The sequence below is a fragment of the Gilliamella sp. Pas-s27 genome (assembly GCF_009795865.1).
Classification (GTDB): domain Bacteria; phylum Pseudomonadota; class Gammaproteobacteria; order Enterobacterales; family Orbaceae; genus Gilliamella.
The window spans coordinates 1-11991 of the sequence record NZ_WTEW01000002.1 but is presented as its reverse complement, the minus strand read 5'-3'; the positions used below and the strand labels follow the sequence as shown (position 1 = coordinate 11991).

Annotated in this window: 7 protein-coding genes and 1 pseudogene; 1 reads left to right on the top strand and 7 read right to left on the bottom strand. The window is 31.1% G+C overall.

Features of this window, described 5'->3' with window-relative positions; translation table 11 throughout:
- Position 1 precedes the first annotated feature (1 nt).
- The 3 genes from ppk1 to GQ589_RS01150 all read right to left on the bottom strand — a co-directional run bounded on the left by ppk1 (position 2) and on the right by GQ589_RS01150 (position 4344).
- Entirely contained in the window at positions 2 to 2059 is a 2058-nt protein-coding gene (gene ppk1, locus GQ589_RS01160; RefSeq protein ID WP_160411583.1) for a polyphosphate kinase 1, read from the bottom strand.
- A 108-nt stretch (positions 2060 to 2167) separates the two neighbouring features.
- Positions 2168 to 3580: a pyruvate kinase PykF gene (pykF, locus tag GQ589_RS01155; RefSeq protein WP_160399885.1), complete on the bottom strand. Its 1413-nt coding sequence runs from the start codon at positions 3578 to 3580 to the stop codon at positions 2168 to 2170.
- 344 nt (positions 3581 to 3924) lie between these two features.
- Entirely contained in the window at positions 3925 to 4344 is a 420-nt protein-coding gene (locus GQ589_RS01150; RefSeq protein ID WP_160399884.1) for an META domain-containing protein, read from the bottom strand.
- Positions 4345 to 4425: 81 nt separating this feature from the next.
- On the opposite strand from GQ589_RS01150, the gene hrpA reads away from it, so the two are divergent.
- On the top strand, positions 4426 to 8304 hold the full coding sequence (hrpA, locus tag GQ589_RS01145; protein ID WP_160424029.1) for an ATP-dependent RNA helicase HrpA: 3879 nt from the start codon (positions 4426 to 4428) through the stop codon (positions 8302 to 8304).
- 62 nt (positions 8305 to 8366) lie between these two features.
- On the opposite strand, the gene GQ589_RS01140 is transcribed toward hrpA, so the two are convergent.
- The 4 genes and pseudogenes from GQ589_RS01140 to GQ589_RS12480 all read right to left on the bottom strand — a co-directional run.
- Positions 8367 to 9407, bottom strand: coding sequence for a YdgH/BhsA/McbA-like domain containing protein (locus tag GQ589_RS01140; RefSeq protein ID WP_160399882.1), 1041 nt, complete (start codon positions 9405 to 9407; stop codon positions 8367 to 8369).
- A gap of 50 nt (positions 9408 to 9457) precedes the next feature.
- Positions 9458 to 10171, bottom strand: a complete 714-nt coding sequence (locus tag GQ589_RS01135; RefSeq protein WP_160424027.1) for a helix-turn-helix domain-containing protein — start codon at positions 10169 to 10171, stop codon at positions 9458 to 9460.
- Between the two features lie 251 nt (positions 10172 to 10422).
- Positions 10423 to 10935: a hypothetical protein gene (locus GQ589_RS01130; RefSeq protein WP_160411578.1), complete on the bottom strand. Its 513-nt coding sequence runs from the start codon at positions 10933 to 10935 to the stop codon at positions 10423 to 10425.
- A gap of 494 nt (positions 10936 to 11429) precedes the next feature.
- Positions 11430 to 11870 (bottom strand): annotated as a pseudogene (locus tag GQ589_RS12480) (collagenase-like protease); the annotation flags it as partial.
- Positions 11871 to 11991 lie beyond the last annotated feature (121 nt).

The window sequence follows — 11991 nt, the reverse complement described above, 5'->3', positions numbered from 1 at the left end:
CTTATTCAAATGATTCTAATTGCTTTAAATAATCATAAATAGCATATTGAGCTCTGGTTTTTTTCTTATTACCTCTTTGTACATAATTATTTGTTGCATCTTTATCAATGATACGGGCTTTTACGTTATCATTGCACTGTATATCAAAAATATTATGAATTGTTGATTTTATTATTGGATCAAAGATTTTTACGCCTACTTCAATACGATTATCTATATTACGAGGCATCCAATCAGCGGAAGATATATAGGTATCTTTTTTCCCATCATTTTCAAAAATATACACACGAGCATGTTCTAGAAATTGATCCACAATACTAGTCACATAAATATTTTCACTCAAATTAGGTATTTGTGGCACTAAAACACAAGTTCCTCGTACAACCATTCTAATTTTTACACCAGCACACGATGCACGGTAAAGCTCATCAATCATTTCTTTATCGGTAATAGCGTTTAGTTTTAGATAAATGCCTGACTTTTTACCGACTTTAGCGTTATTTATTTCTCGCTCAATAAACTCATTAAAGCGTAATCGTGTATTTTGTGGTGAAACAAGTAGATGATTGAAAGTTACCGGTTTAAATGGATTTTCGATAAAATTAAAGACTTTTCTAACTTCTTCAGTGATAGCTGGATCTGCAGTTAATAGTGAAAAATCAGTATAAATTCGTGCTGTTTTTTCGTTAAAGTTACCTGAACCAATATGCGCATAACGAACAATTTCGTCGTTTTCTTTACGATCAATCAAAAACAATTTGGCGTGAATTTTGAGCTTTGGTTGTGAATAGATAACTTTAATTCCACTACTGATTAATCGTTTTGCCCATTTTATATTTGCTTCTTCGTCAAATCGTGCTTGTAACTCAACTACTACGGTAACTTTTTTACCATTATTAGCGGCATTAATTGCAGCATGAATAAAGCGCGAGTCTTTGGCTACTCGATAAATGTTCATTCGAATATGAGTAACAGAGGGATCAAACGAGGCTTGCCGCATAATTTCTAGAACATGGCCAAAGGAGTAGTAGGGATAATAGAGCAATACATCTCTATCTTTAATTGCATCAAATGCGTTACGAAATTGCTTAAATCGATTATAACTTAGACTCGGGATTTTTTTATTTAATAGACTTTTTTGTCCAAAATCAGGAAATCTGACAAGATCTTTAAAATTAGGATAACGCCCTCCAGGCATTGCATCTTGTTCGGTTAATCGTAATTTATTGATCAATAATTCAAATAAAGCTTTGGGCATATCTTTTTGATAAGTAAAACGTACGGGCTGTGCTGTTAAGCGTTGTTTTAAACCTTGAGACATGAGTTCAAGTAAGCTATCTAACTCAGTATTTAATTCGTATTCCGCATCTCTGTTGATATTAATTGAATAAGCATTTAATTCTTTAGCATCAAAAAACTCTTTAAAAATGTCTGATAAACAGTAGCGTAATATGTTATCTAGGAAAATAATAGACTTATTTTTAGTTGATACTTCTGACGGTAATAATACAAAACGAGGGATATTATCGGTTGGTAGTTCAAGAAGTGCATAACTGATGTTATCCTGACAAATAATTTCTACAGCTAAATAGGCATGATCATCTTTTAAAAATTGAATAAGCTCGGTATGACTATCAAGCAAAATAGGCGTGATATATTGTCTAAGGTTTTGTTTATAATAATTTTTTATCCAATTCTCTTGATACGATGAAAGTTGTCTTTCATTAATCAGGAATATTTGATTCCTAGCCATTTCTAATAATAATTCATTATAAAGCTGATCAAATTGCAGTTCTAATTGGATAACTTTTTGATTTACTTGTCGTAATAAATTTTTAGCATTAGATGAAGAATGAACTTGTTCTTGTTCTATAAGTACATATTTTTTTAAGTTGGCAAACTGGACTTTATAAAATTCATCAAGGTTACTTGAGTATATCCCCAAAAAATGTATTCGCTCGATAAGCGGATTACTTTTATCGGCAGCTTCTTGTAAAACTCGCTGATTGAAAGATAACCAGCTAAGCTCTTTAGGTAAATATACTTTTTCTTCAATCATGGTTGTGTTTTAACTCTATTAATAATATTGTATACAGAATAACTTATGTAAATAAAAAAGCTAGCAGGCTGCTAGCTTTTTTTATTTTATATAGAAAAAATTTAACGTTTAAATACGATGAACCGATGTTGTGTTAGTTGTTCCACTTGGTACTAATGCACCAGATACCATCACAATAATTTCACCTTGCTGTAAACCACATACTTTTACAGCCATCTCTTTACCTAAACGGTAAAAATCGTCAGTTGAGTTAATTGAATCAATTAAAATTGGTTCTACACCTTTAGTAACAGCTAATTGATTAACCGTTTTTTGACTTGATGAAAGCGCTAAAATACGCGCTCTTGGGAAGTAATGACGAACTTCACGAGCAGATTTACCACTGCGAGTTGCAACCACAATTAACGGTGCATTTAAGCGTTCAGCAATTTCCACCGCACCACAACAAACAGCTGAGGTTATACTTAATTTTTCATCTTTTGTTGTTAATTCTAATGAAGCAGGAATTGTTTTGTCTGTGCGTTTACAGATAGTTGCCATGACATTGACTGTTTCAAGTGGATATTTACCTTTAGCACTTTCACCAGAAAGCATTACAGCATCGGTTCCGTCAATAATAGCATTAGCCACATCGCCGGCTTCAGCACGAGTAGGGCGTGGATTTTTAATCATTGAATCAAGCATTTGTGTTGCGGTAATAACTGGTTTTGAAGCTTTATTACATTTTTTGATCATCATTTTTTGAGCAAAAATAACTTCTTCGACCGCAATTTCAACACCTAAATCGCCACGAGCAACCATAATACCGTCAGAAGCTTCAAGAATTTCATCAAAATTATCTAAACCTTCTTGATTTTCGATTTTAGATATAATTTTAATGTCTTCTCCACCATGTGCTTTTAAATGAGCACGGATATCTTCAACATCAGAACGTTTACGAATAAATGATGCTGCAATAAAATCAACACCTTGTTCACAACCAAAAATAAGGTCGTTTTTGTCTTTTTCTGCAAGTGCAGGTAACTTAATTGAAACACCAGGTAGATTGATACCTTTGTTTTCACCAAGATCACCATTATTTAAAACTGTACAGATAACTTCGTTACCTTTGACTTCTTTAACGTCCATTGCAATTAAACCATCATCGACAAGTACACGATTGCCTGGTTTAAGATCATGAGCAAAGCCATCATAAGTAACCGCTACTCGTTCGGCATTTCCAACAACAGTTTTATCTGTGGTAAAGGTAAATGTTTGACCTGCTACAAGTGATACATCATTACCACCTTCTAACTTTATGGTACGAATTTCAGGTCCTTTAGTATCTAGCATAATAGCAGCTTTTAAACCTGTTTCTTGCATCACTTCACGTAAGTTTTTAATACGATTGCCATGTTCTTCATAATCACCATGAGAAAAATTTAAACGCATAACATTCATGCCTGCGTTTAATAATTTTGCTAACATTTCTTTTGATTCAGATTTTGGCCCAATAGTACAAACAATTTTTGTCTTTTTCATAATAATATCTACTTAGTAATATTTAATGTTAATGTTAAAGTTTTAATCAATTCAAAAATCCGATACACCCGTACTTCGCAAAAAAAAACCAATGACAAAGCATTGGTGTTATTAGTAAAAGTATTCTTTGTGGCTAAAAACAGCTACAAAAATGCATAACGTACTCGAAGAATATGATAATTTCATCAATAAGCTAAATTCCTTAAAAATTGTCCTTATTATATTCTTAACAGTATTTTAAATAAAGTTTTTTATCTTAATTTTATTGCTTAAAAAGCAATTAAATTATGACAACTTAATAAAACGATTTATGCCCAATGTCACAAAAAACTAAATATTTTAAATTACATTAGGTCGTTAAGTTGATAAATTAGTTCGTTTTCGTTGTTTTTTAAAGTTAGCTGGTTGTTGTTTAAATTAATTTTAGCTCCATTAGTAATTAATTGCGTAATAATATAATCTAATTGGTTTAATTGTTCATCACTACAAAGCATTTTCGTCATCGCAAGCCCAGAACCATTAATGCTATCTTTATTTAAAGTAACCTGACCTGAAAACTGGTTGCACATTTTCCCTGTGATAGTCATCTTTTCACCAAATATAAGTTCAGCTTGTTCATCTAAAGAAACTGGTTGGCCATTTGATTTAATTAGCACAAAACGGTGATGCATAAGATCAGTATCTTGTATTTTATTTGATTTGTTACATCCAGACATAACTAAAGACAATGTAAATAGTGAAATTAGTAATAATGTTTTTTTCATTTAAACTCCTAATAATAGGTTAGATTTGCTATAATTAATTCTAATTCAAATATGATGTCAATTAAAATTATCTGAGTTTTTATGTTATCTCAAAACCAATTAAAAAACCTTGATTCAATAACTTTCTTAGATAAACATAAAATAATAAAGTTAGCTAAGAAAAGTCAAACTATAGCTGATATAGATTCTGCTATACAAAATGCTAATTTACATTATCAGGCTAGAATAGCATCGTTACCAAAGAAAATTAATTTCCCAGATAATTTACCTGTTGTTGAAAAAAAACAGTCGATTTATGATGCAATTAGAGAGCATCAAGTTGTCATAATTGCGGGTGAAACAGGTTCAGGGAAAACAACACAAATACCAAAAATCTGTTTAGAATTAGGTTTGGGCGTTAAAGGTTATATTGGCCATACCCAACCAAGGCGACTCGCTGCACGCTCAGTAGCCAATCGTATAGCTGAAGAGTTAAAAACAGAAATAGGGCAGTTAGTAGGTTTCAAAGTTAGATTTTCAGATCATGTTAGTGATACAACACTGATTAAATTAATGACTGATGGTATATTACTTGCAGAAATTCAAAAAGATAAACTTTTATTACAATACGATACTATTATTATTGACGAAGCTCATGAACGTAGTTTAAATATTGATTTTATTCTAGGTTACCTTAAACAATTATTACCTAAGCGTCCTGATTTAAAAGTTATAATAACGTCAGCAACGATTGATGTAGAACGGTTTTCAAAGCATTTCAATCAGGCGCCAATTATTGAAGTATCGGGACGAACCTATCCCGTTGAAGTTAGATATCGCCCACCGATATTGGATAACGGTGATAATTCAGACGATAAAAATAGTGATTTTCAACCTATTATTGATGCAATTGATGAGCTATCAGCTGAAAGCTCTGGTGATATACTGATTTTTTTAACAGGTGAAAGAGAAATTCGAGATCTTGCTGATACATTAAATAAATTAGATCTTCGTCATACGGATATTTTACCTTTATATGCACGATTATCAGCATCTGAACAAAATCGAATTTTTCAATCACATACTAAAAGGCGAATAGTTCTTGCAACTAATGTAGCTGAAACATCTTTAACTGTACCTGGAATCAAATATGTTATTGATCCTGGTTTAGCTAGAATCAGTCGCTATAGTTATCGTACTAAAGTTCAGCGTTTACCCATTGAACCCATATCTCAAGCATCAGCTAACCAACGAAAAGGGCGTTGTGGACGAACTTCTGATGGTATTTGTATACGTTTATATGATGAACAAGATTTCTTGTCTCGTCCTGAATTTACTGAACCTGAAATTTTGCGAACCAATTTAGCATCAGTGATATTACAAATGACTTCTTTAGGTTTAGGTGATATTGCAGCCTTTCCTTTTGTTGAATCACCTGACGCAAAATATATTCGAGATGGTATCCGATTATTAGAAGAACTTGGTGCAATATTTACAAAACATCATCGATATCATTTAACTGAAATAGGAAAAATTTTAGCACAATTACCAATTGATCCAAGATTGGCCAGAATGCTTGTTGAAGCAAGAAAATTAGGTTGCACCAAAGAAATCATGATAATTACTGCTGCTTTATCGATTCAAGATCCAAGAGAAAGGCCTTTTGATAAACAACAAGCTTCAGATGAAAAACATCGTCGCTTTATTGATAATGAATCAGATTTTATTTCTTTAATTAATTTATGGAATTATATTAAAGAACAGCAAAATATATTATCAGGAAACCAATTTAGACGATTATGTAAAAAAGATTTTCTAAACTATCTTCGTATTAGAGAATGGCAAGATGTCTATACACAAATCAGACAAACGATAAAACAATTGGCTTTTCCCATCAACAGTCAATTAGCTGATTATCGTTCACTTCATGTAGCTTTATTGAGTGGGCTACTATCTCATATTGGCATGAAAGATCTTGAAAAACACGAGTATATTGGTGCTCGTAATATTAAATTTGCAATTTTTCCTAATTCAGCACTTTTCAAAAATCAACCTAAGTGGTGTATTGCCAGTGAATTAGTTGAAACAAGTCGATTATGGGGTCGAACTGTCGCTAAGATAGATGCAGAGTGGATTGAACCGATAGCAAAGCATCTAGTTAAGTATAGCTACAGTGAACCTAGATGGTCAAAAAGGCAGGGCACCACAATAGCGAACGAAAAAGTAACTTTATTTGGTTTACCCATCGTCGCAAGTAGAATAGTCAATTATAGTAAAATCGATCCTATCTTAAGTCGCAGCTTATTTATTAGGCATGCGTTAGTTGAAGGTGATTGGTTAACAAATCATAGATTTTATAAGCAAAATCAAAAATTGATCAATGAGGTTGAAGATCTTGAACATAAGTCTCGTCGGCAAAATATTTTAATTGATGATAATGAACTTTTTGATTTTTATGATAAAAGAATTGATAAGTCTGTCATTTCATCAAAACATTTTGACTCATGGTGGAAGCAAAAGCAAAAATTGGCTCCTAACTTTCTTAATGTCGAAAAAGAAATGTTGATCAAACAATCTGCTGAACTAGTTAATTTAAATGATTTTCCTGATTTTTGGTATCAAGATAATTTTAAATTAGCATTGAGTTATCAATTTGATATTGGACACAAACGTGACGGCGTCACAATAAAAATACCACTTGATTTACTAAATCAAATTAAGAATAAGGGATTTGATTGGCAAGTACCTGGTTTTAGAAAAGATTTAGTTATATCATTAATAAAATCATTACCAAAAGCATTGCGACGAAATTTTGTTCCTGCACCAAACTATGCTGATGCATTTTTGAGTAGAGCTGTTTCAACAGACATTCCTTTGCTTGAAAGTTTAGAAACTGAATTTTACAAAATAACCGGTGTGAAAATTACAAATGAGGATTGGCAGCTTGAGCAAATTCCTAATTATTTAAAAATAACTTTTAGTATTGTTGACCAAAATAATAAAGAAATTGCTGCTAATAAGGACCTAACTTTACTAAAAGAACAACTTAAAAATGAAGTTCAGCAAGCGTTATCCTCTTTAACAACCAAAAAAGCATCTCAAATTGAGCGAAATAATTTAGTTAACTGGAATTTTGGTCATTTGCCTAGTGTCTATGAAGAAGCTAACAATAATTATACGATAAAAGCTTATCCAGCAATCATTGATAATCAACATTCTGTGAGCATAAAATTAGTGGATAATCAAGATGAACAAAAAAGATTAACTAAATTAGGTTTAAGACGTTTATTTATGCTCAATATACCATCACCAATCAAATACTTACACGAAAAACTACCAAATAAATCTAAATTAGGTTTGTATTTTAATAGTTTTGGGACGGTACTAAGTTTGATTGATGACTGCATTGCTTGTGGTATTGATTATTTAATTGAAAAAAATGGTCAATTTATTCAAAGTGAAGATGCCTATCAGACATTATTGGATTATATCAAAGGCCATATTAATGAAATTGTAGTTGATATTGCAAAACAAGTGGAAGCTATTTTGACTTTACATTATAACATTAATAAAAAGTTAAAAGGACGAATTGATTTATCATTAGCTTTCGCGTTATCTGACATAAAAAAACAACTCGATCATCTTGTTTATAAAGGATTTGTTGCACAATCAGGTTACAATAGACTACCTGATATTTTCCGCTATTTAACTGCAATTGAAAAAAGAATTGAAAAGTTAATGGTAAATTTGACTAAAGACAGGCAGTCGATGACGATTATCGAAGATACTGAAAATCAATATGCAAAATGGGTAAATAACTTGCCAGAATATTTAAAATCACAAGAAAAAGTAACCAATATTCGTTGGATGATTGAAGAACTAAGGGTTAATTTATTTGCTCAACAGCTTGGTACACCATATCCTATTTCAGCAAAACGTATTAAGCAACAAATCGATACAGTAAAATCTGAATTACAATGATCGAATAAAGAACACTTTATTGACTAAAAAATAGGGCGCATAACGCCCATTATCTATGCAAGTTATCGATAAAGATCAACAAAAACAGTTATATTCGGACCATTTGAATCATGGGCAATTCGAGCTATGTGATAATATTTAGCACCACCATCGATAGCTCGTTTACCTGCCTGATAAGAGATTTCTTGATCAGTAACGTAGTATCCTTTAAATTTTATTGTATCAAATGCAACCATTTTAGCGGCGGTTGCATCATTTAATTCTTGGATTTTTCGTCCATCAGGCAGTGTGACTGTGTAACGAGTAACGCGTTGAGGTTCTACAACAGAAGTTGTTTCAGATGAAGATGCATTTGTCGTTACAGTTGATGTAGTTTTATTATTAGGTTCATCAATAACTTTGACTTTATTATTAAATTTATCTGCATAAAACTTTTCATTAAAAGCAGAAGGGGAATAATAGCCTGGTTTTTCAACTTGCATTGCTGCATCACCACCTTGAGCAAGAGCTTGTTGCCCAGCTTCTGAATCATATGGAATAGCATCTTCTGGTTGAAGTTTACGCTCAGGTGCATCTTTCTTAAATAAATAAGCTGCAACTTGTATATTACTACCTAATTCAGAACGTGAATCGATATAATAGGCATAGGCTCCTTTTAATGATGCTTCTTTAGCAACAGCTCGGTTTATATCATATTCACTAGGGAAATATCCACGAATACGAACAATATTAAAAGGTTCTAAACGGATTGCTTTAGACTTTGGATATTCATATACACCTTCAAATTTGCGCAAGTTTTCAGTTTGTTCTTCTGCTTTTGGGGCATCAGCTTTATATAATTTAGCGTAAACAATGCGCAAAGTATCATTAGAAGGACTAATATTAGTTGTAGTTATAAAAAAAGAAGATGCACCTTCTTTATCAGCGGCTTTTGACATAGCCAGAACATAATCACTATCAGTATAAAATGCACCACGAATAGTTATGCTTTTAAATGATTGTAAATCTTTAGCTTGTTGTTCTGTTAGTTGTTGAGCTGCAAACGAAAAAAGGGGGACTAAAGCCATAGTTCCTGCAATAAATGTTTTCTTTAAGCTTGTCATATATTAAGACCCTACAATAAATTATTGTGATTATTTTAGCATAACTAAATTTAATTACCTAAACTCATTAAAGCATTTAAGTTTTTAATAAATATACATTTTCCTTTAGCAGATAAAATATTTTGTTCTTGAAGTTTTGATAAACTCCTGCTAACTGTTTCGATGGTTAGACCTAAATAGTTAGCAATATCAGCCCGACTCATCATGAGCTTTATATTTAATGAAGTGTGCCCTCGTTGTTCATAACGTCGATAAAGCGAATATATAAAAGTTGCTAGTCTTTCATCAGCTTTTTTCTGTGAATAACATAATACCAATTTTTGATAATCATAAATATCAGAACTGAGTAAATTAAGAACCATGTCTCTAACATTTTTTTGAGTATCAACTAATGACATTAATTCTTCATAATGAAGTTCGCAAATATGTGTATTAGTAAGAGATTGAATATTATTATTATATATTTTAGTGGAAATTGAATCTAAACCAACAATATCACCAGGTAAAAAGAAACCATTAATTTGTTGATAATTGTCAGGCGTTGTCACGAAAGTTTTTAATGCACCAGAATGAATAATATAGAATTTTGTAAATGGTGTATTTGCTTTAACTATAATTTCATTTTTGGCATAAGACACCTTTCGATCTAATATGTTATCTAACTTATTATTGAGTAACATGGGAATACAAAGAGAGCCGATACTGCATAATTCACATGGAACTGAATAACTTTTCGAACGTAAGGTCTTAAAAATATTTTGCATATTAATAGAAAAATATAATCATCATTTATTAGATGATTAGGTTATCATACTTTATAAATAAAACAAAAATTACTAACTATATTATTATTTAATAGCAATGAAATAAATAACAAATTAATTCGCAATATTATGCATTATTTAACATAATATACATTATTTTAATCTTAACATGCTATATTTATTAACTTATTTGAAGTGGAAAGAGTCTTTCCCTCTATCCACTATTTAACTCAAGTGAAAGAGATTAATTATTATAAAGAATTAAATTCATTCTTATTTTGCTCTTTATCAAATTTTCGAATTTCATTTACTTTTTTATTAAACTCTTCTGAAATATATGTGATATGTAAATCAAAAGAAGAATGGGGGGCATCTAAAATGATTAAAGATTGATCATCTTTATATTCAACATGTCTATCGCCAACAAGTGGTATACTTTGTTTTAACAACTTATATTTTTGGAATAAATTATTATTTATAGAATCAAATTTATAACTGCTAAATGTAGCAACTACACTGAGTAATATGTTGTTTTCTTTTGAAAAGATAAGTAACACTCGGTTTAAGCCATCTAAGGATAGTTCTTTTGTGTCAATAAGGTACGTTGAACCCTGTGAGTAATAATTTACCCCATTTTCAACTAAATTATATTTTTCTTTTGTTTTCTCTAATGTTGCTTTGTTAATTTCAAGTCCAAATGGAGCTGGATTTGCATACAATAATGGACAAACCAATAAAGTAACTATAAGTAATAATGTTCTCATTCTTAAATTCCTATTGTGTATATCTTTTATTTTTAAACTAAATCAGTATATTTGAAAATCATGGTTGTGTAAATATACGAGAATTTCTTAATTAACTGATTTTGTTTATAATCAGAAAAAACTCTTTATCTATACAACCACTTTTAACGCTAATCAAGTTTTTGAATGTTCAGTGACACCCGAACTTTACCATGGTTATTTATCTTTTTGGCTTGCTAATTTTATATAGTCTTCATTTGTTAAAATGATTTCTCAGATTCATGGTCGATCCACGAAATCTGAAGTGTAACAAAAATAAAAAATAAATTTGGTGAAAACTCAACAGATACAGATGCCACAGATTTTTAAATTAGCGTCATGATTTTGTTGGTTGTATCTACAGAATTCACGTACGTTTATCGTTGTTCGCATAATGTATATTATGTTAAATAATGCATAATATTGCGAATTAATTTGTTATTTATTTCATTGCTATCATTGATTATTAAATATTTTTAACTTTTAGTTATTAAAATAACATCACCTCCAAGAAGTGGCATTTTTAAAATATGCTTTTTGATTTTTCCCCAAACTTGCATTTCACAAGCTTTACAGTTGAATTTTAATAATAATTCCTCATTATTTTGAACCAATTTCATTGGTGTTACTTTACTTTTCACCCCTTGAATACCTTTAGCTTGCTTCGGCATAAATTAAATGCAAAACGTAAGCAATGTTTGGTTGTCATTAATGGTGCATCGTCTTTAACCTCATGCGCTTCATAAGCACTTTCAATTAATTCTACACCATGCTGCATTTGCCTTATGATTATAAACGTTGGCCAAAAAGCTCAGATGATTTTCAGGATAAATTGGAGCTGGTTCTTGTTTTGGTTTATGCTTTTGAGGTTGGTAATTTTCTAATCTCGCTATAGTTAATTTAGCTATAGTATCTCTTACGATTAAAGCATTTAGGAAAGCTCCAGCGTAAATGCCGGTCTGTGATAGCATTCAACACCGAAACAATCACCGAATCATCCTGTAACTTAGGTTTATAATAGTAAGCACAACGGCTTAA

What these genes read in the sequence shown, in the direction of transcription:
- ppk1 (WP_160411583.1), bottom strand. Translation starts at nt 2,059, where the DNA reads ATGATTGAAGAAAAAGTATATTTACCTAAAGAGCTTAGCTGGTTATCT.
- pykF (WP_160399885.1), bottom strand. Translation starts at nt 3,580, where the DNA reads ATGAAAAAGACAAAAATTGTTTGTACTATTGGGCCAAAATCTGAATCA.
- GQ589_RS01150 (WP_160399884.1), bottom strand. Translation starts at nt 4,344, where the DNA reads ATGAAAAAAACATTATTACTAATTTCACTATTTACATTGTCTTTAGTT.
- hrpA (WP_160424029.1), top strand. Translation starts at nt 4,426, where the DNA reads ATGTTATCTCAAAACCAATTAAAAAACCTTGATTCAATAACTTTCTTA.
- GQ589_RS01140 (WP_160399882.1), bottom strand. Translation starts at nt 9,407, where the DNA reads ATGACAAGCTTAAAGAAAACATTTATTGCAGGAACTATGGCTTTAGTC.
- GQ589_RS01135 (WP_160424027.1), bottom strand. Translation starts at nt 10,171, where the DNA reads ATGCAAAATATTTTTAAGACCTTACGTTCGAAAAGTTATTCAGTTCCA.
- GQ589_RS01130 (WP_160411578.1), bottom strand. Translation starts at nt 10,935, where the DNA reads ATGAGAACATTATTACTTATAGTTACTTTATTGGTTTGTCCATTATTG.